Source organism: Chryseobacterium sp. KBW03, assembly GCF_003852415.1.
GTDB classification, from domain to species: domain Bacteria; phylum Bacteroidota; class Bacteroidia; order Flavobacteriales; family Weeksellaceae; genus Chryseobacterium; species Chryseobacterium viscerum.
In genome coordinates, this window is sequence record NZ_QAJO01000011.1 from 18,476 (window position 1) to 44,026 (window position 25,551).

Consider the following 25,551-nt stretch of genomic DNA (forward strand, 5'->3'; position numbering starts at 1 on the left):
TTTTTACGTGCTTATTTTAAAGAGTTTATCGTTTTATAATTTTTACAACCATTTCAGAATCGTTTATTCTGATTAAATACATTCCAGTATTTAAAGACGAAAGATCTGTCTGATTGTTGATAAACTGTCCGGATTTTACAAGTTGTCCCAGTGCATTAAAAATTTCATAGTTATATACTTTATTCTCCGTAGCTTTGATATAAAGGATATTGGAAACGGGACTTGGGTATAAGTAAATCTTGTTATCCACAGCTTTAAGCACTGTATTCGCCGTGCTCAATGTAGGAGCATTAGGAACGATTGTAAGTCTTGAGGCCGGCCCTTCTTCATCACCATTGGCATCATATTTTATTTTTATACATCGGCATCCCACCCCGAAATATGGATCATTATTATCATGAAAGACCATTATTCTATTCGTTGTAGGAGCTGCATCAAAAAGTACATTCACTGCTCTTCCCAGATAATTTGAAGTTAAAGCGGCCGTCCAGACAGCAGGGTACTGAAAATTGAGACTATTGAATGTTCCCTGGGCTGTTTGATTGGCAATTACACTTCTGAATCCTCTCGATCCTGAATCTGGATAGTTTCCGACAGAATACACAGGATTATTAAACATATATCCTATCGTGGAATTGGCAGCATTTCTCACTCTTGTACCTAAATAATCGGTGGCAATGCTATAGGACGTGGCCACATTTTTATCTTTTTTATACCACGGAGTCTGTCCAAAATCAGCTGCGGAAACCAATGCAACATTCGTAAGATCAGGAACCCGCCATCCTTCGGGACAAGGATCAAAAGGAGATTTTGCTCCTCCTCTTCCCCATCTGTCAGGAGCTAAATTAGGTTCTGCAGCCAGCCAGTCTGTTCCATTGGTATAATTGGGTGTTGCACTGTTAAAAGGCGCCAAAGTACTTGGAACCATATATACCAGAGGATTTTTAATAGAATAAGAGATTATTTTAGAGATCTTATCTATAGGCTTATCTGTGATCTGTACATTTGATGCTGTAGCATACGTATTATAAGGGATGATATAATTACCCGACAGATTATTATAATCAGTCTGAGCAAGGGTAACATATGAAACGGATCCATTCGCACCGGAAGAGCCTAAAAATATATTGTAGAAACTTCTATTATCCGCATTTTGAAATGCAGGAATAGGATCTTTTCTTCCCCATTGATAGTGCAGTCCTGTGGAGGCGCGTATTTTTAACAATTCATCAGCAGTAGGCGCAAGGGGATTAGCAATATTGGGAAAAGCATCTGTGGCCCCAAGGTTACGATCCATGAAGGTCGTCTGCAATATAACATCTGCTTTATTTACGTAGTTCACATAGTTGGTGACTGCTGCCGGAACTTCCGTAGTATACGTATAAGATTCTACAGGAGAATCCGTAACCCAGATATGCCAGCTCCAATACACCGGAGCTGTTATACTGCCATTATGCAATGTAACCACGGCATTCCCGCTTTGATCAGGGGTAATCTCAACGGATATTTTAGAATTAGCAATATCTTGCAGTGAAGAGGGTGATGGGTTCACCAATGAAATTTTATTGATAAGATTGGCATTAGTTGTCCAGAGAACATTTCCTTTTAAATTATTAAAATTGGAAGGGTTCAATACATCAGCATTATTCAACAATTGACTTTGTACCGAAAATGCTTTGCTTACTGGAATTTCAATGGTTGCAGGTGTTCCACTTTTGACAATCTGATAAGTATTAGGGTTATTAATTCCTTCTTTATATTCTACTGAAGCAGGTAGATATTCCGTAGGGAAATCATAGTCATTGACAAGATATAACGGATCTTTTATACATCTGCAGCCATTGGCATCAGAGGTATACATTACTGACATTGGAAAGTAATAATAACGTCCTTTAATATTGGGATAATTAGGATCCGGAATATCAGGTTGTGTCTTATCCGGAATCATAGAAAGTCCTCTGACTGTTACAGCCGGAGAAGCATCGAACTGCCGTGCCATAGTAGCCGTCCACAATGCGATGTGGTGCTGATCGGTATATTGTCCCAAATGAGCATTTCTGATAAGCTGTCCATTTCCAGGAAATACTCCCATGTTGTATCCGCCGACCGCTGAAAGATCAAAGCCCAAATTAGAATACACCCTAAAGCCAGTCATAAATGTGGGAACTCCGGCATCAGTAGGTTTTATAATATGGTACTTATTGGTTTCAAAAACATTTTTAGACATATTGGTTTTCACTCCGAAAGGCGAAAAGTCTATTCTGATATCGTCTACATAGGATGCAGAAGCCAGATTGGCGACCAGCATAGAAGGTATACGCCATCCGTTGGGACAAGGGTCGTAAGAAGATTTGTCTCTGTAGGGTTTTGCTTTGTCATCGATATTATAAACAGTTTCAATTTTACCTTGTGCATTATCAGACCAAAAATTAAGTTCTGAGAGTCTGTTGTTCGGTAAAGTTGTGGATCTTCCAAACCAATTGACAGGCAGATTGACGTTATTGTTGTAGTAGGCCTGACCAGAATTATCATCTTTATTGACATAGATAAGGCTCAAAGGATTTTTTACAGAAAGCCTGAGGTTGTTGGTTACCTCTGCGCTGGAAAGCAAAACAAATTTCCGGAGATCGTCAATACTTGTAGCATTATCCATATTTTTTGCCCCTCTATGCCTGATTCTTCCCATAGATCCTGAAGCTTCATAGAAGTCATTTCCTCTTGTAACCAAAGGTGGAATAGGATCTTTTCGTCCCCACTGATAAAGAAGCCCTATACTTCTGTTCCAGTCTGAAGCTGTAATAGAATTTGTAATCGCCCCAAGATTCCTGTCCATCCACTTCCAATCAGCGTCTGGAATAAGCTCAGAGGTACCGTCCGATTTCATTCTTTTAACATTGTTGAAACTTCTATAGGCGGCTCCATTTGTAGGATCATCCGTTACCCAGATATGCCAGCTCCAGAAGATCTCTCCATTTACTTTAAGAGCAACAACTGCATTGCCTTTTTTTGTTTTGTTAATAGGAACTTTTATTTTGGCATCCTGACCTGTCCCTACCATCTCGAGGGCATAGTTTACGCCTGATTTTATAAGTCCATGAACATCTTCCCACAGTACATCTGCGGTGATCGTTCCGGCCGGAATACCATTTCCGTTAAGATAGCCTCCTCCTTCCCACATCGCATATGCTTTTCTTACAGGCACCAGTAATCCTTCACTATTTTGGCTGGGATCAAAGATGTAACTGTTGGGAGCTTTTTTCCAATCCGGAAGCAATAGTCTGGACCAATCATGTACGGGCCTGGCCAGTGAGTCCATATTGTTAAAAACCGCCACATGACTTATATGCCTAACCGAGGGAAGACTTCCTCTGATATTACCTTTTGAATAGATCATCAATGATATCAGGCAGAAAACTGCCGCTAATTTACCAACTAAATTTTTCATACCTTATTGATTTGAGTGTCATTAGCGGAATACAATCTTTAAGCCTAAATCAATAAAAAGATATTTATTTTATAAATACCTGTAACATATTTGAATTATGTTATCAATAACACAAATAACAAAAACTTGTAAACAGTACAAATTCCAGCAATGCTGCCACATAAAAAAAGACAGCTAAAAGCTGCCTTTATATTTTAATTTATCCAATATTATGGAAGGATATGGTTTTTATAACGTTCTATCGAAAATCGTCCTGCCTTGATATTGTTAAAGATAGAGAAGACTACAAAATTGAAGACAACAAGTGAAATAATAAAAGCATAAATCATATTCTTAGTCCTCGCTGTAACAACATACATGGCATTTGGAATAATGATATACGAAAACCCAATAAATGCTCCTGCAAGCCTCGATGAGAAAATAGGATTATTTCTAAAGATAAAATACAAACAGACTCCAATCACCGCATAGTTCCTATGGTATTCATAATAAGGATAATATTCTTTCATTTTATTATCAAAAGCAAAAAGGAAAAAGGTCAGAATAGCCATCATCACTTCAGGAATTCGGATACCTCCATTCAGTCGCTGTACGGTTTCATCCATATATCCATTGAATCCCTCTATAAGCATATTGTCAGAGGCCATCCCATCTAAAAACCCACCAAAGCTCCTATAGATTTCAAATGGAGATAAAAAGACTGAGCCTATAATCATAATAAGCATCACCGTTTTGTTCAAAGGAACGCGGGCCAGCCAGTACATCGGGAGGAATAAATAGGCAACACTGTGTATACCAGAGCCTATGAATATGAAAAATAAGTAATGCCAGAATTTCCGTTCTTTGATATAGCGTATGGCGAAATAAACGATAAAGGTCCCAAGGTTTTGTCTGATCTGCCCACTTTCCCCAATAAAGAAGTTGGGGATAAACATAAAAAGGGTAAAGGTAAAAGGGTAAAAAGTATTGTCTTCCGTATACTCCACCTTAAAGATCATCGCAAAAATAGCAATGACCAGAGTCAGCATATAAAAGGGCGCATTAAAGAAATTGAGAAGAACTTTATTAATCAGCGTATAGAGCCACTCCACGTCCAGGTTTTCTGTTCCTTCCATATGAAGCATCTTCATAAAGATACTGTAATAGCTTTTGGTATCAGAGTAAATATAAATTCCTTTGTAACTTCCGTAATCCGGACCTACATCATTCCTGAGTCCTACAATAATTATGAAATAAACTGCAAGGAACCAGAACCATTTTTTATCAACCTTTTTCCCATATACCTCCTGAATACTGAAGAACAGCATATAGAGGATCGCAATTATATAATAAGGGTGTAATAAACTCATGCTAAATCTCTGATGTTTTTTTAAACTGATGATATGCTGTAATGATTCCGGTGAGAATCAGAGGCAAAAAGAGCCTCACTTCCCAAAAAAGCCCTACTAAAGTAATCATAATAAGGTAAGGAATTGAAAAGAAAAAATATTTTCCAAAAACAGTTCTATTTTCTTCGTCAATACAAAGTCTGTATATAAAGTAAATCACAATTAGCGCAAATACCAACCCCGCAAGATTGAAGGGACTCGAAAAATTTCTATTGATATAAAACCCTTCTACAAAGGTCGTTTCATCCTGTACAAGCAAAGCTCTCAACCCCAGATAAGGGACAATAAACGCTATTACCAATGGTATTATTTTCCAGATTACCTGATAATTTCCTTTTTTCAATTCATCAATATTGAAAAATACAGCAGCAAAGAAAGCAATATTCAAGCAGGCTGTTTCCCGTACCAACGTAGAGATTCCAATCAGGCCAATGAGAATAAAAAAGAATATATTTTTTTGAGTATCTAAATACTTAAGGGTCAAAAATACACCCGTCAGATAACAAAAAAGGGCAATCGTATCACAGTTTGTCGGGGCATACTGTGTTATGACAATAAAAAAAACAGCCAGAAGGTGAATAATTCTCCTTGCATTAAGATTCAAAAGAAGCCCTGTTGACCTGAGTTTAAATATGGTATTCAAAATAACGGAACACAAAATAAAGAAAACACTGTTCATCAGGAAAAGCCCGTGATAAAATGGAGTTCCGTTTTTGGATAGAAAATCTTTAAAAAAAGAAAGAGGTCCATTGATCAGACTGTACATCAGATCTGTCATCTGTACACTCAGATAATTGGGAATGACTCTGTAAGCATATACCGAGGAAAATAAAAAGTCGGGAGTTGTTTCTGATGTTTTTAATCTTGTATAGGAAGATTCAAATCCATAATAAGACATCGCAAACAGCAGAAGCGGAAGTACTATTACAAATAGGAATCCGTTTATTTTTTCATCATTTCTTTTCAACATATCTAAAACAGATTCTTATTTTTTAATAATAATTGTGGTTTAAAATACATTTTTTTAAAGGGGAACTTCTGCAAAAGTAGAATATTTTTTCATTCTTCCTAGAATATTTTATTGATTTTCAGTCAAAACTTATCGTTAACTATTTTGAACTAATGCTTAAAAAATTAAATTTGCAGACTTGATATACATGCAATGCATCGCTTTTTTATATTTTTATATTATCTGATTTCCAAAAATAAAATCCTATCTGTACTGACAGCCTTAGGAATTGTCGTTTTATGCCTATTTTTTGCCTCAAAGATTAATTTTGAGGAAGACATCAATCAGATCATTCCTAAAAATGAAAAATCCGATCTTACCGCAAAAGTTATTAAACAGCTTAACTTCTCGGATAAAATTATTGTCATTATAGAGAATAAATCCAAAGAAGACAACTTTCAGCTTTCTGAAACGGCGGATACTTTTCTACAAAAAATAGAACCTTTACAAAAGTATATAGGTTCTGTGCAGGGTAAAGTGAACGATAATGAAATCTCAGAAACGTTTGATTTTGTCAGTCAGAATCTGCCGTTATTCCTCAATGAAAATGATTATAAGGAAATTGACAGAAAGCTTCAGAAAGACAGTATTGCCAAACAGGTAGAGAACAATTATATCTCTCTGGTTTCTCCCACAAGTCTTGTTACAAAAGAATTTATCAAAAAAGATCCTTTGGGACTTACTTTTTTAGGAATTAAAAAACTGAATGCCTTAAATATCAGTAAGGACTTTAAGCTTGAAGACAGCTATATTGTAACCAAAGACGGGAAAAATCTCTTACTTTTTATTGATCCTAAAAATAAAAGCAATGATACAAAAGCCAATGAAGCATTTGTAGATCAGCTCAACTCTATAAAAGACGGTATCAATAAACAATTCAAAGGAAAAACAGAAATCAGTTACTTCGGATCTCCGGTGATTGCTGTAGCGAATGCCAAGCAGATCAAAAAAGACATTCAAAATACGGTAGTCATTTCCATGACGGTTCTTTTAATTCTCCTGATCTATTATTTCAGGAACATTTTTACGCCTGTTATTGTCTTTTTACCCACCGTATTTTCTGTACTGCTTGCGTTATTGATTCTTTATTTTATCAAAGATAAGATCTCAGCAATTTCCTTAAGTGTAGGAGCTATTCTGATTGGGATTACAATAGATTATGCCCTTCATATCCTTACTCATTATAAGCACAACAACAATATTGAAGAGCTTTACAAAGAAATTACCCAGCCTATTATCTTGAGTAGTGCAACCACTGCCGTCTCATTCTTATGTCTGGTTTTTGTGCGTTCTGAAGCATTGAAAGATTTAGGTCTTTTTGCGGCGATCACCGTCATTCTTTCCTCCATCACAGCTTTGATTATCGTTCCTCAGCTTTATAAACCAAAAGAAAAAGGAGAACATCTCAATACCAACTTCATTGATAAAATCGGAGCTTATCCTTACGAGAAAAACAAACCTTTGATTATCGGATGTTCCATCATCATTCTTGCCTGTCTTTTCGGATTCAGACATGTAGGTTTTAATGAAGACATCGGTGAGCTGAATTACATCCCGAAAGAACTGAAAATAAGTGAAGCTAAACTTCAGAAACTTTCAGATATTACGTCAAAATCTATCTATACTATTTCTTACGGAAATTCTGAAGAAGAGGCGTTAACCAGAAATTCTGAGCTAAGCAGTTTCCTTGAGAAAGAGAAAAAAGAAGGGAAAATATTAAGTTACAATTCTATCGGAAGTATTGTGCTTTCTGAAAAAGACCAGCAAAAAAAGATTGAGAAATGGAACAGCTTCTGGAGTGACTCTAAGAAGAATCAGACGATTTCCGAACTGACCAGTAATGGAAATAAATTGGGGTTTAATGGTTCTGCTTTTGATAATTTCAACGAAGCTTTACATAAAAACTATTCTGCATTAAGCCTGAAAGATTATCAAAAAGTAAAAGCTCTTCAGATCTCAGAATTTATGAGCAATGAAAATGGTTTTTATACCGTTTCCAATGTAGTAAAAGTAGACGAAAACAAAAGAGACACTTTCATCAAAGATATTGAGAAAAAGCATGACGCCATCGCTATTGACCGGCAGCAGATGAATGAGAATTTTCTTGGTTTACTGAAAAGAGATTTCAACACGCTCATCAATTACTCCCTTTTAGCAATTGTTCTGACCATTATTGTATTCTTCAGAAATTTTGAATTAACACTTCTTACCATGTTCCCGATCGTGTTAACGGGGGTTGTAACCGCTGGAATTCTTTATTTCTTAGGATTGGAATTAAATATTTTCAGTACCGTAGTCTGCACACTGGTATTTGGAGTTGGGGATGATTTCAGTATTTTCCTGACCCAGGCGATGCAAAAAGAGCATACAACAGGCAAAAATGAATTGCCAACGTATAGAACTTCAATTATTCTTGCCGTTTTCACCACCATTCTTTCGATTGGTTCTCTGATCTTTGCCAAACATCCAGCGCTGCATTCTTTAGCTTTGGTCGCATTGATCGGAATGTTCTCCGTGATTATTATTACCTCTACTCTATACCCTTTCTGGTTCAGACTATTGATTACCAACCGGGCAAAGAAAGGCCTTTCCCCCATTACTTTCAGGCTATTTCTACGGGCTGTATTCTCGTTTTTATATTATGGATTAGGAGGACTAATTTTTTCGGCTTTCGGAAGTTTGTTTATTAAAAATGCCAAGGGAAGAACGTTAGATATTATCAAATTAATTCTCGCTAAGTTTTTAACATCCGTTCTTTATTTAACCCCTTTTGTAAAGAAAAGAGTGATTAAAAATCCGTCAGAAGATTTTAGCAAACCAGCTGTTATCATTGCCAATCACACATCTTTCTTAGATACGCTGGCCATTGCCATGGCTACCCACAAAATCATCTATCTGGTCAATGACTGGGTATACGAATCTCCTGTTTTTGGAAAGCTGGTAAAAGCTCTGGGCTTTTATCCCGTTTCACAGGGAATTGAAAATGGAATGGATAAACTGAAAGAAAAGATTGCACAGGGATATTCTTTGGTTGTTTTTCCTGAAGCAGAACGTTCTTATACCAATGATGTCAAAAGATTTCATAAAGGAGCATTTTACCTTGCCGAGCAATTTGGTCTGGATATTCTTCCGCTTTATATCCACGGAAATTCTGAAGTATTACCGAAGGGAGATTTCATTATATACAACGGAAGCATTACTGTAAAAATAGGCAACAGGATCAGTAAAGATGATATGAGCTTCGGGAAAAACTATTCTGAGAGAACCAAAAAGATCAATGCTTATTTCAGGGAAGAATTTGCCAAGCTGAGAGAAGAGATTGAGGATGAAAATTATTTTAAAAATAAATTATTCCTGAGCTATCTATATAAAGACAGTGAAGTAGTAAAAGAAGTAAAACACGATTTCAAAGCCAACAAATCCGTATATTTCGAACTTAATAAGCATATTTCCAATGAAGCCAATATCCTGCATATAGCCAACGATTTTGGACAAAAAGATGCTTTATTAACTTTATACCAGGCCAGCAGAAGAATTTTTTCTCTGATAAAAAATGATGAAAAAAGAGCAACGGCAGCCCACAGCTATCTGGTAAAAAGAAGAAAAATTCAATATATAAAAGACCTTTCTGAGGTCAACAAAAAGATTGATGTTCTTCTGATCTCAGATGATAACTTTACCATGAATGATATACAGGATCTTCCTGAAACGATCATTTTTTTAAATACAAAAAACACTTCGTTTGAAAGTGATAATTATACACAGGAATTCAGTTCTGAATCATTAAAAGTATTTAAGACTCAATAATAAATATGAAAAACATATTTTTGTAAACGCTAAAGAAAACTAATGAAGAAAAATATACTTGTCATATATTATTCGCAAACCGGACAACTCGAAGATATTGTGAGAAACATAGCCAAGCCTTTTGAAGCTCAAAAGGATGCTTATGATATTACGTATTACAACATTCAGCTCAAGGAAGATTTTCCTTTTCCCTGGCCAGGTGATGTTTTTTTCAACACTTTTCCTGAATCTTATCTGCAGATTCCGAAAGAAATTCTGCCTCCATCCGAAGAAATTCTGAACAAAAAGTATGACCTCATCCTCTTTGGATATCAGGTTTGGTATCTCACACCATCCATTCCTATTATTTCATTCCTAAAGAGTGGCTATGCAGAGCGCATCCTTAAAGATACTCCTGTAGTTACCATTTCCGGAACCAGAAATATGTGGATGCTTTCCCAGGAGAAATTAAAGGTATACTTAAGAGACTTACAGGCAAAACTTGTTGGGAACATAGCCCTGGTAGACAGGCATGACAATTATACCAGTGTATTGACTATCCTTCGATGGCTGACAACAGGTCAGAAGGAAAAATCCGGAATGCTTCCCGCAGCAGGGGTTTCTGATGAAGAAATAACAGGTTCAGTAAAGTATGGCGAGATTATTGAAAGACATTTTAAGAATAACGACCTGAATAATTTACAGCCGGAGCTCGTTAAAAATGGAGCCATTGAAATACGGGCGTTTTTGGTACGTGTAGAGAAGGTAGGAAATAAAATTTTCACTGTATGGTCTAATTTGATTATAAAGAAAAAAGAGAAACGTCCATTGCTGATAAAATTCTTTAAGGTATATTTGATGGCAGCGATATGGATTATCTCACCTGTCGTTTTGGTATTACACCTGCTTACAACCCCTATATTTTGGTTTAAAAGACAAAAACAAAAAAGATATTTACAAGGAATTAATTTAAAATAGAATGTACGACGTATTTATAACAAAAGCATCAAAATACTTACCCAATGAGCCGGTAGCGAATGATGAAATGGAGACCTATCTTGGGCTTATCAATGATGCGCCATCTAAAGCAAAATCACTTATCCTAAGAAATAATAAAATCACGACTAGATACTACGCTTTAGACAAAGAAGGAAATCCTACACACTCTAATGCGCAGCTTACAGCAAAAGCAGTTGAAGGACTTTTTGATGAAAATTTCAAAAAGGAGGATATGAAATTATTATCCGTAGGAACTACTTCACCAGACCAGATACAGCCTTCTCACGCTTCTATGGTTCACGGTGAACTGAATATCGGAAAATCTATTGAAATTAATACTTCAACAGGTCTTTGCAACTCAGGAATGAATGCCCTGAACTATGGATTTCTTTCTGTAAGAGCCGGTGTACAGGAAAATGCAGTATGTGCAGGTTCCGAAAGAATGTCTGCATGGATGACTGCTGATAAATTCAACCACGAGGCTGAAAATTTAAAATTACTGGAAGAAAGACCTATTATTGCGTTCAAAAGAGAATTCCTTAGATGGATGCTTTCTGACGGAGCAGGAGCTTTCCTGTTGGAGAACAAGCCAAGAGAAAACAGTATTTCTTTAAAGGTAGAATTCATTGATTTCTACTCTTATGCTCACGAAATCGAGGCATGTATGTATGCAGGATGTGACAAACTGGAAGACGGAAGCCTGAAATCATGGGCAGACTACCCTTCTGACGAGTGGCTGAAGCAATCTATTTTTGCCATCAAACAGGATACTAAGATCCTTGATAAATATATCCTTGTAAAAGGTGCAGAGAGTTTAAGATCTTCTTTTGACAAACATAATCTGGATCCGGAAAAAATTGATCATGTATTGGCTCATATTTCTTCAGGATATTTTAAAGACGGACTGAAAGAAGAATTTGCTAAAAAAGGAATGGATTTCCCTGCAGAAAAATGGTTCTACAACCTTTCTGAGGTTGGAAACATCGGAGCAGGATCTATATTTATTGCCCTTGAAGAATTGATGAACTCCGGGACATTGAAAAAAGGAGAAAAAGTACTTCTTTGTGTTCCTGAAAGTGGGAGATTCGCTTATTCTTGTGCCCTATTAACAGTTTGCTAATGGAAAATAAACTGCCTACATCTGATAAAGACTTTGTAGAGAGCCTTATTCCACAACGGTTCCCTTTTGTGATGGTGCATGAGTTATCAGAATATTCTGAAAGTCATCTCTTATCCGGTTTTGAGATCAAAGAAGACAATCTTTTCATCCAGGACGGATTATTTCAGGCTTCCGGATTGATTGAGCACCAGGCACAGAGTGTGGCCCTGCACACCGGATATAAATATTATCTGTTGGGAAAAGAAGCCCCTACAGGATATATCGGAGCCATCAAATCTTTTGAAGCTGAAATATTGCCCAAAATAGGAGACCGGCTGAAATCTGAGGTAACCATCCTCAATGAAGTAATGGGAGTTACACTGGTAGATATCGTTACCAAACTGAACGGTGAAGTGATTGCAAAATCTCAAATGAAAACCGCTGTAAAATAAACTGAAAATGGAAATAAAGGAAGAGAATATCATCAATATACACAACTTTTTACCACATCGTGAACCGATGCTTATGGCAGACTATATCCTGGAGCTGACCCAAGAAAAAGTAGTGACTTCCTTTGAAATAAAAGAAGACAATATATTTGTTCACAACAATGAATTTGTAGAAGCCGGCTTAATTGAAAACCTGGCACAAACCTGCTCATCCATCCTGGGACAAAGCTTCTTTGAAAATCCTGAAGCAGATACCAAAGTGATAGGCTTTATTACCAATATCAAGAAAATTGAGGTATTTGCCCTTCCAAAAGTGAATGATAAGATTATTTCCAAAGCCTCACTTATTTCACAGTTTGAAAACATCTGTCACATCTTCTGTGAAACATTTCATAATGATGAATTATTGATCAGAGCAGAAATCAACCTGTTTATTCAGGAGGTAAAGTCGTAAAGATCAATTCAACATATAATAAAAGCTGTACACAACGTACAGCTTTTTTGTTTTTAAACCATCCAGCATTTAATATTTTCAATAGATCCGTGAATATTGGTGTAATTCATTTGTGACCTTTGTGTTTAAAACCAGGTTTTGTCTAAAGCCCACTCCTATTGAATTGATTACAACAACCTTACAACAAAAGCATTTATTTCTTTATTTTTAAATAAATCAAACTCACTACAAAACAATTGATAACCAATCTAATACAAATAAAAAATATCATCATACAATGAATTATTTCACGTGAAACATTGGAGAAATTCGTGAAACTCTGATCATCAGGGAGAAACAAATTTAAAGCACAAAAAAAGCGGAACATTTGTGTTCCGCCTATAACTTTTTACTTGAAGGTTTTATTTTTTATAAAACCGTAAAAGCAGGATTAGATTTAATGTAATGTGTCGAATACTTCCTTAGATAATCACTTCATACTCATTCCCTCCGCAAATCTGCTCCGCAGGAGTAGCAATATCAGTATTCACGTTCACATTGCGTATTTGGCCACTGGTTCCGTTAGCACATGCAATGTAAACAGTTATTCCTCCTTTCACTTGTTTTAACTGATTCTTTGAAAGTAACTTTAAATTTTTCATGAAATTTAATTTGTTTTTGATTATTAGTTTTTGTTGTTTAACAGTAACAAATATAGATAAAACAATCAAATAATAAATAATTCCCCGATAATTAACAAAATTTTATAAGTATTCGTAATTTAACATAATTACATTTGGTCATCAGAATCTATAGAATATTTTTGATACAACCTCATTTTCAAAGCAATAACTCCCTCAGATTTAATATGATTTACATATAATGTATTTTCACTATTTTAGCCACCTGATTAAAAGAATCAAAAACAGGTGAACCTTATTTCATCTGGAATCTAAAAAAATTAACATTATTTAGATGAAAAAACAAGACCTGCCTCAAGACGAAAGTAACCTGAAATCCGCCAACATGACAGAAGTACTGTATGTAACGGATGAGAATGACAACTACACGACAGCAAACAGCACAGGCTGGGATGCCAAGAAAGCGGCTCTGGATGAATCGATGGAACTCATTTATGAAAGAATTGAGGAAGCAAAACAAAATGTTGCCAATAATATAGTAAGTCCCATCGTTTATTTTATGGAACTGAATAAAATGGACCCGCCTGTTCTTGCTTCTTACGTAGGAATATGGCAATGGAGAGTGAAAAGACATTTTAAACCCGGAATATTCAAAACACTAAGCGAAACAGCACTGAAAAAATATGCCGATGCATTCGGAATTTCAGTGGATGAATTAAAAAACTTCAACGGGAAATAATTGAAATAAGGCCTATATAAAATGCCGGATTCCATTTGACCAATGAAAAGATACAATCTGCAAATGAAATTAAACTTTGAACACCATCAGACTGCGCATTGCGAAAACGGTGTTGCTTCTAATCTACTGCTTAATAAAGGCCTGAAACTAAGCGAGCCGATGATCTTTGGGATCGGTTCAGGATTGTTTTTTGTCTATCTTCCTTTTTTAAAGGTAAATTTTGCTCCGGGCTTCAGCTATCGTCCGATGCCGGGTGCTATTTTCAGTAAAGCAGCCAAAAGATTAGGAATTAAAATCAAAAGAGAAAAATTCTCAAATCCTAAAGATGCCCAAAAAGCTCTTGAAAGAAATCTGGATCAAAATATACCTACAGGACTTCAGGTAGGCGTTTTCAATCTTACCTACTTCCCGGAGGAGTACAAATTCCACTTCAATGCCCACAATCTTGTGGTATACGGAAAGGAAGACGGGAAATTCCTGATCAGTGATCCGGTAATGGATTATACAACATCCCTTTCTGAGGCAGAACTGGAAAAAGTAAGATATGCCAAAGGAGCACTGCCACCAAAAGGGCACATGTATTATCCTGTTTATGTTCCTGAAAACATCAATCTTGAAGAAGCCATAAAAAAAGGAATCAAAGACACCTGCAAAAATATGCTGGCACCGGTACCGCTTATCGGAGTAAAAGCCATGAGATGGGTGGCGAAAAGCATTCCGAAATGGGCCGAAAAGAAGGGAACAAAAGTCACCAACCATTATTTGGGACAATTGATCAGAATGCAGGAAGAAATCGGGACCGGAGGCGGAGGTTTCAGATTTATCTACGGAGCATTTCTTCAGGAAGCTTCTGTCATTCTTAAAAATGATGAGCTGAAAGAATTATCAAAAGAAATCACTTCTATTGGTGACCTTTGGAGAGATTTTGCAGTGGATATTGCCAGAGTGTACAAAAACAGAAACTCAAAAAGCAATATTTATAATGAACTTTCAAAAACGATGTTACATATTGCAGATCTGGAAGAAGCTTTCTATAAAAAACTGAGAAAAGCAATCTGATATGGCAGAAAATATGATTGAGATCAAAAACTTATATAAGAAGTACAAAAATTCTGATGATTTTTCTGTAAATGATATCTCTTTGAATATCAATAAAAATGACATCTACGGAATTCTTGGACCTAACGGCGCTGGAAAAACAACTTTAATTTCCATGCTTTCAGGACTGATAAAACCTACTTCAGGACAATTTACCATCAATGGTTTGTCTCCACAGAAAGATGGTTTCAAAATCAGACAGATCATAGGGATTGTTCCGCAGGAATATGCATTATATCCTACACTTACGGCCAAAGAAAATCTGATGTTTTTCGGGAGCCTGTATGGTTTGAAACATAACCAGCTTAAAAAAGCAATTGATGAATCTCTTGAAATTATGGGACTTTCAAAATTTGCGAATAAGCAGGTAGGACAGTTTTCCGGAGGAATGAAACGCAGATGCAACCTCATCGCCGGAACCCTTCACAATCCTAAAATTTTATTTTTGGACGAACCTACTGTAGGAGTAGATGTTCAGTCTAAAAAAGCCATTATTGATTATCTCCTGGATTTAAATAAACAGGGAACTTGCATTATTTATACTTCCCATCACCTGTCGGAAGCTGAAGAATTCTGTACAAAAATTGCCATCATTGACCATGGAAAAATTCATGCGGTGGGAACTCCTGAAGAACTTGTTGCACAGATCGCCAATGCGGAAAACCTTGAAGATGTTTTCATTTCATTAACCGGAAAAGAACTAAGAGATGTTGTTGTATAAACTGTGGAGAAGCTTTATCAAAGAAATTCTTCTGTTGAAAAGAGATATCGGAGGAATCGTCATCATCTTCGTGATGCCATTACTTCTGATTGTAACCATTACCCTTATTCAGGATTCTACTTTTAAAAGTCTGGAAGGATCAAAAATCCCGATTATTTTTATTGATCAAGATAAATCTGATGTTTCAAAGAATATAAAAGCCGAACTGGAAAACAGTAAAACCTTCCAGCTGCTGACCAATTTCAATGAAAAATCTGCTCAGGAAGCTGTCTTCTCGGGAGATTATCAGATGGCAATTGTCATTCCTGAAAATTTAACAAAAGACTTAAATTCCAATATTGATTCTAAAGTTCAGACCATTGTAAGTTCTTTTGGTCTGGAAGGAGACTCAGCAAAAGTAAAAGCCATTGCTCCGAAGACAAAAGAGATTCATTTATACTTTGACCCTGCTACCAATGCAGGATTCAAAAACTCAGTGATGAATTCTGTCAATAAAATGGTTTTTGAAATTGAGAATAAAAAAATCTACAAAGCATTCCAGGATCAGCTGGGAACAACGGAGAATCTTGATGAAAATAAAAACCTGATCAGCTTTAAAGAAATCACACCCAAGAAAGGAGCAATGGATGTCATGCCTAATTCCGTTCAGCACAACGTTCCTGCATGGACACTTTTTGCGATCTTCTTTATTGTAGTTCCATTATCCATCAATTTGGTTAAAGAAAAAAGCCAGGGAACAAGTGTAAGAGCGAGAATAAGCCCTACCCCCTATTTTGTACATATTTTAGGAAAAACATTTACCTATCTGATCATCTGTATCATTCAGTTTTTACTGATGGTTGCAGTAGGAATTTATCTTTTCCCCTATATGGATCTTCCGGCGTTTGATGTGTCCGGAAAAATGTTCCAGCTTATCATTGTAACACTGTTTGCAGGGTTAGCCGCCATAGGATTTGGAGTTTTACTGGGAACTATTGCCGATACTCAGGAACAGTCTGCCCCATTCGGAGCAACTTCTGTAGTGGTGCTGGCAGCTATCGGAGGAATCTGGGTTCCTGTATTTCTAATGCCGGAATTCATGCAGACCGTAGCCAAATTCTCTCCCATGAACTGGGGATTGAATGCTTATTACGATATTATTTTAAGAAACAGCGGCATTGGTGGGATTGCTAAAGAATTGGTATTCTTATTGTTATTTTACATTGCCACCGTATCTATTTCCATTTTTTACGAAAGAAAACACCAAAATATTTAATTTATTTTTATGTCAAATATTACCAGGAGTTTCCTGACGTCCAAAAAAAACAATAAAAATTCCGGAAGAAAACAAAATGCAGTCTAAAGAAAATATATTAACCTGTACCGAAGAAGTCAGAGTAAGATTCAATGAGACAGATCCACTGGGAATTGTCTGGCACGGACATTATATCGTTTATTTTGAAGACGGAAGAGAAGCTTTTGGGCGCCAACACGGTCTCACTTATCTTGATATTCAGAATGAAGGATATGTAACACCGATTGTAAAAAGCACCTGTGAACATTTTCTTCCTTTAAAATATGGAGAAACCTTCAGGATTGTAACCACTTTTATCAATTCTGTTTCTGCCAAGCTTATCTACAGATATGAGATTTTCAATCAGGAAGACAAGTTGGTATGCAGTGGTGAAACCATCCAGGTATTTCTGGACAGCAACGGAGGTTTATGCCTGTACAATCCGGAATTTTTTCAAAACTGGAAAGATAAAATGGCATTATCATGAAGAAGGAAATTTATATCACAGACTACAATTGTGTAACTCCCCTGGGTTTCGATGCAGATTCTAACTGGAAAGCTCTTTTAGAAGGAAAATCAGGAGTTTCTTTACATAAAATTATAGACAATCAGGAGGCTTTTTATGCTTCCATGATTGATTCTGAAAAGCTGGATGAAGAATTCAACAGATTCTTTACTCAGAATACTATTAATTTCACAAGACTGGAGAAGATGCTTCTCTTAAGCTTACAGCCTCTTATTGAAAAACACACCCTATCAGAAAACACCGCTTTTATTCTTTCAACGACAAAAGGAAACATCAGCCTGTTAAAAAACCAGTCTGAGCTACCGGAAGGAGTTTATTTATCAAAATTAGCACAGAAAATAGCAGACTTTTTTGGATTCAAAACAAAACCAATTGTGGTTTCTAATGCCTGTGTTTCCGGGGTAATGGCGATTGCAGTTGCCAAGAATATGATTCAGGCAGGAAAATATAAAGATGCCTTTGTAATTGCTGGTGATGAACTTTCTGAATTTGTTATTTCAGGATTCAATTCATTCCAGGCTATAGGATCAGGACCGTGCAAGCCTTATGATAAAAACAGAGACGGAATCAATATCGGTGAGGCCGCTGCTGCTATCTATATGACCAGCTGTCATTCTGACGAAGGAAGAATCTCCGAAAATGAAAAATTCAGATTTAAAGTTCTGGGAGACTCTGCCATTAATGACGCCAACCATATTTCCGGACCTTCAAGAACCGGAGACGGTTTATTTGCCAGTATTAAAAATGCGATGACCGAAGCGCAAGTTTCTGCGGAACAAATTGATTTTATTTCTGCCCACGGAACCGCAACTTTATACAATGATGAAATGGAAGCTATTGCCTTCAACAGAATGGAGCTTCAGAATGTTCCTTTGAACAGCATGAAAGGATATTACGGACATTGTCTGGGTGCATCCGGACTTCTTGAAAGCATTATTTCTATGGAAAGTGCTATTTACAGTACGCTGCTTCCCTCCAGAAATTTTGAAGAAAATGGAGTATCCCAACCGTTGAATATTATCAAAGAAAACCAATCTGCAGCAGTACAATATATTCTGAAAACAGCTTCAGGTTTTGGTGGCTGCAATGCAGCAGTTGTTTTAGAAAAATGTTAAAATGAACGTGATGAAGAAAATAAACAGCTGTACCATAGAACGTTCAAAAATAACCGTTGACGGAAATATCGTTTTTGAAAGTCAGAGCGAAACCTTTCAGGAATTTGCTAAAGAAGCGTATAAAAGCTTAGATCTCAGCTATCCAAAGTTTCATAAAATGGATAACCTGAGTAAGCTGGCTTTTCTTTCCGCTGAAACCATTTTGAAAGATGAAGACCACAGCAGAACAGCCATCGTTTTTGCCAATAGAGCATCCAGTCTGGATACCGATTTCAAATATCAGGAAAGCATCAATGATCAGGATAACTTCTATCCAAGTCCTGCAGTTTTTGTCTACACTCTACCCAACATCTGTGTAGGAGAAATCAGCATTAAACACAAAATGCAGACAGAAAATGCTTTTTTCGTTTTGGATGAATTTGATGAAAATTTTTTAAATGATTATTCTGAACAAATTCTGCAGTCCGGAAAGGCTGACAAAGTATTATGCGGCTGGGTAGAATTGTATCAGGAAAATTATAAAGCTTTTGTATATTTGCTAACCTTATAAAAATGTAATAATATAACAGCGTAGCAATGCTTCAGGCTTAGTGGATAAGCTGATGCCCTGATACTCTGGAAAATTAACTTAATTATGGAAAACTTAAAAACAGAATTGAAACACAAAATTATTGAAGTCCTTAATCTTGAAGACGTATCTATAGAGGAAATCAAAGATACTGACCCCTTATTCGGAGGAGGATTGGGACTAGACTCTATTGATGCTTTGGAGCTGATCGTTCTTCTTGATAAAGACTACGGAATAAAATTAGCTGATCCTAAAAAAGGAAAGGAAATTTTTCAATCTATCGATACGATGGCTAAATTCATCGAAGAAAACAGAACAAAATAATTCATTCAATCTAGCAATATACCAATATTGTCAGATTGGTATATTGTTACATTATTTAATACAATGAGTCAAAAAATTGCCATAACGGGAATGGGCATCATTTCCTCCATCGGAAACAATGTGGAGGAAAATTTTATTTCATTACAATCCGGAAAACATGGAATTTCAGACATCGAAATGTTTGAAACCCGTCACGCCGGAATCATTAAAACGGGTGAAATAAAATTATCCAACGAAGAACTTGTACAGAAACTTCAGCTTGATGAAGACAACAACGTAACAAGAACTTCTCTATTGGGAATGATTGCTGCGAAAGAAGCTTTAGAAAGTGCCGGAATTTCAGATATCAATGGTTACAGAACCGGACTGATCTCTTCTACCAGTGTAGGCGGGATGGATATCACTGAAAAATACTTCTACTCTTACGAAGACTTCCCTGAAAAGCAAAAGTATATTGACGCTCACGATGCCGGAAGTTCCTCATTGGCAATTGCTGATTATTTGGGATTAAAAGGCATGGTTTCCACCATCAGCACAGCCTGCTCATCGGCAGCCAATGCTATTATGATGGGGGCCAAACTGATCAGAAACGGAGTTTTGGACCGTGTTATTGTTGGGGGAACAGATTCTCTTTCAAAGTTTACTTTGAATGGATTCAATACTCTGATGATTCTTACGGATTCTTACAATACTCCTTTTGACAACGACAGAAAAGGACTGAACCTTGGGGAAGCTGCGGCTTTCTTAGTTCTTGAGTCCGAAGAAGTAGTCAAAAAAGAAAATAAAAAGGTTCTGGCTTATCTTTCCGGATACGGAAATGCTAATGATGCCCACCATCAGACCGCTTCTTCTGAAAACGGACAAGGAGCATTTTTAGCCATGCAACAGGCATTGAAAATCTCTGGATTAACTAAAGAAAACATAGATTATATCAACGTTCACGGAACGGCTACCCCCAATAATGATTTATCTGAGGGAATTGCCATGATCAGAATCTTTGGAGAAAATCAGGTCCCTGAATTCAGCTCTACAAAAGCATTTACAGGGCATACATTAGCCGCTGCGGCCGGAATTGAAGCTGTATTTTCAATTTTAGCCATGCAGAACAGCATCATTTTCCCGAACCTGAATTTCAAAACAAAAATGGAAGAGTTTGATCTTACTCCTGTTACCGAATTGAAAGAGAAAAACATCAATCATGTGCTTTCGAACTCATTTGGGTTTGGAGGAAACTGTTCCACCTTAATTTTCTCAAAATCATGAGTGCAGTATACATCAACAGTGCATCCTGTATCTCCGTTCAGGACACGTTAAACGAAAATATCCTTCAGAATCTTATACCGAAAAATTCTTCAAACATCATCAAAGCAATAGAACCTAATTACAAAGAGTTCATTCCGCCTGCCATGATCAGAAGAATGTCCAAAACTGTAAAAATGAGTTCTGTAGCATCAAAAAATGCTTTAAAAGAAGCAGGTATTGAACAACCGGATGCCATTATTGTGGGGACCGGAATGGGTTGCTCTCAGGATTCTGAAAAATTCCTGAAAAATGTGATTGATAATCATGAAGAGTTCCTTACTCCAACCTTCTTTATCCAGTCTACCCACAACACGGTAGCGGGACAGATTGCTCTTGGATTGCAATGCCACTCTTATAACTTCACGTATGTGAATACCTCTTCTTCCCTGGAGTTTTCATTATTGGATGCTCAGCTTCAGATCAACGATGGAGATGCAGAAAATGTTCTTGTAGGCTCTACAGATGAACAGACTGACAGAACAATGGAGCTTTATTGCTTAAATAATATCATAAAAAAAGAAGAAGATCTTCCTGCCGATTATTTGAATTCATCTACTGATGGAGTGATCTGGGGTGAAGGAGCCAGCTTTTTTGTTGTAGGAAAAGATAAGACTGAAAATTCTTATGCAAAGCTTAAAAACATTCAGATCAGTAACAAAGTTGAATTGAATGAAGTTCAGGATTTTATCCAAAATTTCTTAGCTCAAAACAATCTTTCCAATCATGATATTGATGCTGTTATTCTAGGATTCAGCGGAGATGCAGATTCTGATGTTTATTATACGAAAGCTGCGGATCTGTTTCCAGCTTCGTCACAGTTGTATTATAAACATTTGAGTGGAGAATTCAATACAGCCAGTGGTTTTTCTACCTTTATAGCCTGTCATATTCTTAAGGAACAGCAAATTCCGGAAGTGATGATGATCAATGAAGAGAAAAAGGAAAGTGTAAAGTATGTACTTCTTTACAATCATCTGGCGGGGAGTGATCACAGTCTGGTATTATTGGAAAAGGCTTAATTGGCAAAAATTCAATAGCTTTTACCATACAATTAAAGCAGTATTGTTGTCATTCTGACGAAGGAAGAATCTCTACTTTTACATGATAGATTCTTCATTTCACTTCGCTATATTCAGAATGACAAAATGGGTATATATCCAGAAAGTTTAACAATATAAAAGTAATCAGCAATGAAACATTATCCCTTTATCCTGTTCTATCTTTTCTGCAACGTTTTTATTTATGCGTTTCATGGAAGTTTTTGGGTATATCTGTTTTGTTTTTTTGCTTTTTCTGCGGTCGTAGTCTGGGGTTCATTTGATATTGAACTGGGATATTTCGTCAACAGCATTACCCATAAACGCACCAGAATCAAAGAAGTAGCTCTTACTTTTGATGACGGGCCTACTGAGTTTACTCCGAAATTTTTAGACTTACTTAAACAACATCAGGTAAAAGCAACCTTTTTCTGTATCGGGAAACAGATTGAAAAATATCCTGAAACCTTTCAGAGAATCATTGCAGAAGGTCATACTATCGGAAATCATACCTTATCACATTCCAATTCTACTGGTTTTTTATCCACTTCAAAAATGATTGAAGAGATTGAAAAGTGTGATGAAGTCATGGAAAGTACAGGAAATATAAAAACCAATCTTTACAGACCTCCTTTTGGAGTAACAAATCCCAATATTGCCAAAGCAATCAAAAGGACCCATAAAGAAAGCATCGGATGGAATGTCCGGTCTTTAGACACCATCATAGATGATGAAAAGAAAATCTACAGCAGAGTTACCAAAGGTTTGAAAAAAGGGAGTATTATTCTCCTTCATGATACGTCAGAAAAGACCTATCGTGTTCTGGTAGATTTATTAGTATTTTTGAAGGATAAAAAATATTCAACCTTTACTGTTGATACAGTTATAAATTCAAAGAAAAATGATTAAAAATATAGCTCTCGGAGCATTCTTACTGATCTCAGGATTCTTTTTTGCCCAAAATACACCCATGTCTGGAGCTGAGTCCAAAGCATTTGTATCGAAGGTTTCTTCCGATACGAAAGAGATCAAAACGTTACAGAGTGATTTTACCCAGACCAAAAAGATGGACTTTCTGGATAAAAGCATCGTTACCTATGGAAAAATGTCATTGCAGACTCCCAATATGCTGAGCTGGAAGTATACCAAGCCTTATCAGTACAGTATTGTTTTTAAAAGCAATAAAATCTTCATCAATGATCAGGGGAAAAAGTCTTCTGTAGATGCCAAGAGCAAAACATTTGAAAAAATCAATAAGCTGATTGTAGGAAGCTCAAATGGAACGATGTTCAATGATCCTGAATTTACGGTAACGTATTTTAAGAACGGAAATTACAATGTCGCGAAGTTTATTCCTAAAACCTCTCAGCTATTGAAATATATCAAACAGATCGAACTGTATTTCCCAAAGAATCAGTCGACGGTTTCCCAGGTTAATATGACAGAGGCATCCGGAGATACTACCAATATTGTTTTTAAAAATACCAAGATCAATGCTTCAATTCCTGCGTCAGAGTTTACTTTATAGCCTTATCCTGATTCTGGCTGTTTCCTGTAAAAGCTATCAGCTTACTGGTGTCAAGCCGGTTTCTGCCTCTGAAAAAATGGTAGAAAATTTATATTTCTCTACCGGCGAAGATTATGTATACAAATGCCAGATGGATATTTATAAAAACCATGTGAGCGGTATTCTGATCATCAAAAAACTGAATGAAACAACACATCGTGTCGCTTTAACCTCAGATTTTGGGAATAAACTGATTGATTTTGAGGTTTCTGAAAATGACTTCAAACTGAATTATGTTCTTCCTGATCTGGATAAGAAAATTGTCATCAATTTTCTGAAGAATGATTTCCGGCAGCTTCTGAAAAAGCAGTATCCGGTGAGCGAAAGTTTTGAGAATGACAATGCTAAAATTTATCTTTCGAAAGTTGAGAATAAAAGCTATTATTTATTCTTCAATAAGGAAAACAATTTACTGAAACAGATCATTTACACGAAAAATAATAAGGAAAAAATCGATTTTACTTTTGATGCAAAAAAGCATATCTTCGCGGATAGCTTACATCTGCAGCACAAGGATTTTAAGATCAATATAAAACTATTTCAAATAACCGAAACGGAATAATTTCCAACATGAAAAAAATATATTTCATACTTTTTGCACTGATCTCCGGATTATCTTTTTCTCAGGTAACTTTCAATCCCGGAATAAGATTAGGTGCCAATATCTCACATTTATCTGACGGACCTGCACATGATTCCTGGTACTACAATGACAATCAGGGATATCATTACGGAAGCAATGCCTATGATATCAAATCAAAAGTTGATTTTTACATAGGTTTCCAGGCCAATATCCGATTTGCTAAATTTTATGCTCTTCAGCCGGAAATTTATTATACACGTCAGGGAGCAAAATTGGATAGCCAAAACCCCGCTGTATCTTCCAAAACAGCTACACTTTCTTACGTAGGAGGTGCTGTTGTGAACAAATTCTACTTTGATAAATTTAATATTCATTTTGGCCCTACTTTAGAACTTCTAACGGATCATAAAGACATTGACTCTCCTACAGATGCAGATCTGGGGCTATTGTTTGGAGCAGGATATGACATCACAAAAAATATTGGTGTTGAAGCTCGAGTTAAAAAAGGTTTTGTACACGTTAATAACGACCATACCAATGTAACATTCCAGGCTGGAGTTTATTACACATTTAATCTTAAAAAATAAGATCATGCAAACCATTCTTACAGATTTTTATACGTTAACATCATACGAGAAGACAGAGGACGGAAAGTTTACGGCTCACATCAACCTCAATAAAGATCATGATATTTTCAAGGGCCATTTCCCTGGAAATCCGGTAACTCCTGGTGTATGCATGATGCAGATCATCAAAGAACTTACTGAGGAATTTACAAGTTCGAAATTATTTTTAAAAACAGCATCGAATGTAAAATTCATGGCGATCATCAATCCTTTTGAGACTCCGGATTTACATCTTCAGCTGGATATTAACGAAAACGAGGAGGATGTTAAAGTAAAAAATATAACTTCTTTTGGCGAGACTATTGCATTGAAATTGTCTGTAAGCTATAAAAAAATACCGTCATGAAACTTATCTTATCATTCGTAACAGCATTTATTTTTTTCTTTCAGTCTGATCTTGAAACACTGAGAAACAGCTACGCTAAAGCCAACGAATCCAATACCAATACAGCGACCTTCATTGAAACGGCTGAAAAACAATCCGGTTCTGATGCTGTAACTCTTGGGTATAAGGCCGCCGCGAAGATTATGGAGGCAAAAATTGCCAAAAGCAACAGAAAATCACTGGTAAAAACAGGAGCTACAAGTCTTGAAGGTATTATCAAAAGCAACCCAAGCAATGCTGAACTTCGTCTGATCAGATTAAGTGTTCAGGAAAATATCCCTAAAATTGTAGGATACCGCGGAAGTCTGAAAGATGACAAAGCATTCCTATTAAGTAATTACAGCAAACAGAATACAGCATTAAAAGGTTATATCAAAAGGTTTGCTATGCAGTCTAAAACCATTACAGAGGCGGAAAGAGCCACTTTAAAATAAAAGA

At 36.4% G+C, this 25,551-nt stretch carries 25 protein-coding genes; 21 read left to right on the top strand and 4 right to left on the bottom strand.

Features of this window, described 5'->3' with window-relative positions; genetic code table 11:
- Positions 1-25: 25 nt before the first annotated feature.
- From DBR39_RS18850 to DBR39_RS18860, 3 genes are all read right to left on the bottom strand, one after another.
- A complete protein-coding gene (locus DBR39_RS18850) occupies positions 26-3,445 on the bottom strand; it encodes a T9SS type A sorting domain-containing protein (RefSeq protein WP_124535674.1) in 3,420 nt (1,139 codons plus the stop codon).
- A 209-nt stretch (positions 3,446-3,654) separates the two neighbouring features.
- Positions 3,655-4,794, bottom strand: a complete 1,140-nt coding sequence (locus DBR39_RS18855) for an EpsG family protein (protein ID WP_228447873.1) — start codon at positions 4,792-4,794, stop codon at positions 3,655-3,657.
- 1 nt (position 4,795) lies between these two features.
- A complete protein-coding gene (locus DBR39_RS18860; protein WP_124535676.1) occupies positions 4,796-5,803 on the bottom strand; it encodes a hypothetical protein in 1,008 nt (335 codons plus the stop codon).
- A 192-nt stretch (positions 5,804-5,995) separates the two neighbouring features.
- On the opposite strand from DBR39_RS18860, the gene DBR39_RS18865 reads away from it, so the two are divergent.
- Genes DBR39_RS18865 through DBR39_RS18885 form a run of 5 tightly spaced genes read left to right on the top strand, consistent with a single transcriptional unit; the run spans position 5,996 to position 12,629 of the window.
- Entirely contained in the window at positions 5,996-9,649 is a 3,654-nt protein-coding gene (locus tag DBR39_RS18865) for an MMPL family transporter (protein WP_124535679.1), read from the top strand.
- Between the two features lie 42 nt (positions 9,650-9,691).
- Positions 9,692-10,606, top strand: a complete 915-nt coding sequence (locus tag DBR39_RS18870; RefSeq protein ID WP_124535680.1) for a dialkylrecorsinol condensing enzyme DarA — start codon at positions 9,692-9,694, stop codon at positions 10,604-10,606.
- A 1-nt stretch (position 10,607) separates the two neighbouring features.
- On the top strand, positions 10,608-11,747 hold the full coding sequence (locus tag DBR39_RS18875) for a beta-ketoacyl-ACP synthase III (protein WP_103231417.1): 1,140 nt from the start codon (positions 10,608-10,610) through the stop codon (positions 11,745-11,747).
- A complete protein-coding gene (locus tag DBR39_RS18880) occupies positions 11,747-12,178 on the top strand; it encodes a hypothetical protein (RefSeq protein ID WP_124535682.1) in 432 nt (143 codons plus the stop codon). The genes DBR39_RS18875 and DBR39_RS18880 overlap by 1 nt, the downstream gene beginning before the upstream one ends.
- A 7-nt stretch (positions 12,179-12,185) precedes the next feature.
- A complete protein-coding gene (locus DBR39_RS18885; RefSeq protein WP_103231419.1) occupies positions 12,186-12,629 on the top strand; it encodes an ABC transporter permease in 444 nt (147 codons plus the stop codon).
- A gap of 461 nt (positions 12,630-13,090) precedes the next feature.
- Here the strand turns inward: DBR39_RS18885 and DBR39_RS18890 are convergent, their stop codons facing one another.
- Complete coding sequence (locus DBR39_RS18890; RefSeq protein ID WP_124535684.1) at positions 13,091-13,270, bottom strand: bacteriocin-like protein; 180 nt, start codon at positions 13,268-13,270, stop codon at positions 13,091-13,093.
- A gap of 313 nt (positions 13,271-13,583) precedes the next feature.
- Here DBR39_RS18890 and DBR39_RS18895 point away from each other — a divergent pair, with 313 nt between their 5' ends.
- From DBR39_RS18895 to DBR39_RS18970, 16 genes are all read left to right on the top strand, one after another.
- The gene (locus DBR39_RS18895) at positions 13,584-13,988 is read left to right on the top strand and encodes a hypothetical protein (RefSeq protein WP_103231421.1); all 405 of its coding nucleotides are present in this window, start codon (positions 13,584-13,586) and stop codon (positions 13,986-13,988) included.
- Between the two features lie 63 nt (positions 13,989-14,051).
- A complete protein-coding gene (locus DBR39_RS18900; protein WP_103231431.1) occupies positions 14,052-15,047 on the top strand; it encodes a BtrH N-terminal domain-containing protein in 996 nt (331 codons plus the stop codon).
- A 1-nt stretch (position 15,048) separates the two neighbouring features.
- The gene (locus DBR39_RS18905; RefSeq protein WP_124535686.1) at positions 15,049-15,807 is read left to right on the top strand and encodes an ABC transporter ATP-binding protein; all 759 of its coding nucleotides are present in this window, start codon (positions 15,049-15,051) and stop codon (positions 15,805-15,807) included.
- On the top strand, positions 15,794-17,062 hold the full coding sequence (locus DBR39_RS18910; RefSeq protein WP_124535688.1) for an ABC transporter permease: 1,269 nt from the start codon (positions 15,794-15,796) through the stop codon (positions 17,060-17,062). Before DBR39_RS18905 ends, DBR39_RS18910 begins: the two co-directional genes overlap by 14 nt.
- Before the next feature lie 76 nt (positions 17,063-17,138).
- Positions 17,139-17,567, top strand: coding sequence for an acyl-CoA thioesterase (locus tag DBR39_RS18915; RefSeq protein ID WP_124535690.1), 429 nt, complete (start codon positions 17,139-17,141; stop codon positions 17,565-17,567).
- Entirely contained in the window at positions 17,564-18,721 is a 1,158-nt protein-coding gene (locus DBR39_RS18920; RefSeq protein WP_124535692.1) for a beta-ketoacyl synthase N-terminal-like domain-containing protein, read from the top strand. Before DBR39_RS18915 ends, DBR39_RS18920 begins: the two co-directional genes overlap by 4 nt.
- Positions 18,722-18,731: 10 nt before the next feature.
- Positions 18,732-19,271, top strand: a complete 540-nt coding sequence (locus DBR39_RS18925; protein WP_124535694.1) for a 3-oxoacyl-ACP synthase — start codon at positions 18,732-18,734, stop codon at positions 19,269-19,271.
- Positions 19,272-19,355: 84 nt separating this feature from the next.
- Positions 19,356-19,613, top strand: a complete 258-nt coding sequence (locus DBR39_RS18930; protein WP_103231426.1) for a phosphopantetheine-binding protein — start codon at positions 19,356-19,358, stop codon at positions 19,611-19,613.
- A gap of 63 nt (positions 19,614-19,676) precedes the next feature.
- Entirely contained in the window at positions 19,677-20,876 is a 1,200-nt protein-coding gene (locus DBR39_RS18935; protein ID WP_124535696.1) for a beta-ketoacyl-[acyl-carrier-protein] synthase family protein, read from the top strand.
- A complete protein-coding gene (locus DBR39_RS18940) occupies positions 20,873-21,934 on the top strand; it encodes a beta-ketoacyl synthase N-terminal-like domain-containing protein (RefSeq protein WP_124535698.1) in 1,062 nt (353 codons plus the stop codon). The genes DBR39_RS18935 and DBR39_RS18940 overlap by 4 nt, the downstream gene beginning before the upstream one ends.
- Positions 21,935-22,105: 171 nt before the next feature.
- Entirely contained in the window at positions 22,106-22,861 is a 756-nt protein-coding gene (locus DBR39_RS18945; protein WP_124535700.1) for a polysaccharide deacetylase family protein, read from the top strand.
- Positions 22,854-23,480 (top strand): LolA family protein, encoded by a 627-nt coding sequence (locus DBR39_RS18950; protein ID WP_124535702.1) that lies wholly within the window; start codon positions 22,854-22,856, stop codon positions 23,478-23,480. The genes DBR39_RS18945 and DBR39_RS18950 overlap by 8 nt, the downstream gene beginning before the upstream one ends.
- Positions 23,446-24,081 (top strand): hypothetical protein, encoded by a 636-nt coding sequence (locus DBR39_RS18955; protein ID WP_124535704.1) that lies wholly within the window; start codon positions 23,446-23,448, stop codon positions 24,079-24,081. Before DBR39_RS18950 ends, DBR39_RS18955 begins: the two co-directional genes overlap by 35 nt.
- A gap of 8 nt (positions 24,082-24,089) precedes the next feature.
- Positions 24,090-24,689 carry an outer membrane beta-barrel protein gene (locus DBR39_RS18960; RefSeq protein ID WP_124535706.1) on the top strand — a complete coding sequence of 200 codons (600 nt, stop codon included), beginning with the start codon at positions 24,090-24,092 and terminating at the stop codon, positions 24,687-24,689.
- 4 nt (positions 24,690-24,693) lie between these two features.
- Entirely contained in the window at positions 24,694-25,074 is a 381-nt protein-coding gene (locus DBR39_RS18965) for a 3-hydroxyacyl-ACP dehydratase (protein ID WP_124535708.1), read from the top strand.
- Positions 25,071-25,547 carry a hypothetical protein gene (locus DBR39_RS18970; RefSeq protein ID WP_124535710.1) on the top strand — a complete coding sequence of 159 codons (477 nt, stop codon included), beginning with the start codon at positions 25,071-25,073 and terminating at the stop codon, positions 25,545-25,547. The genes DBR39_RS18965 and DBR39_RS18970 overlap by 4 nt, the downstream gene beginning before the upstream one ends.
- Positions 25,548-25,551 lie beyond the last annotated feature (4 nt).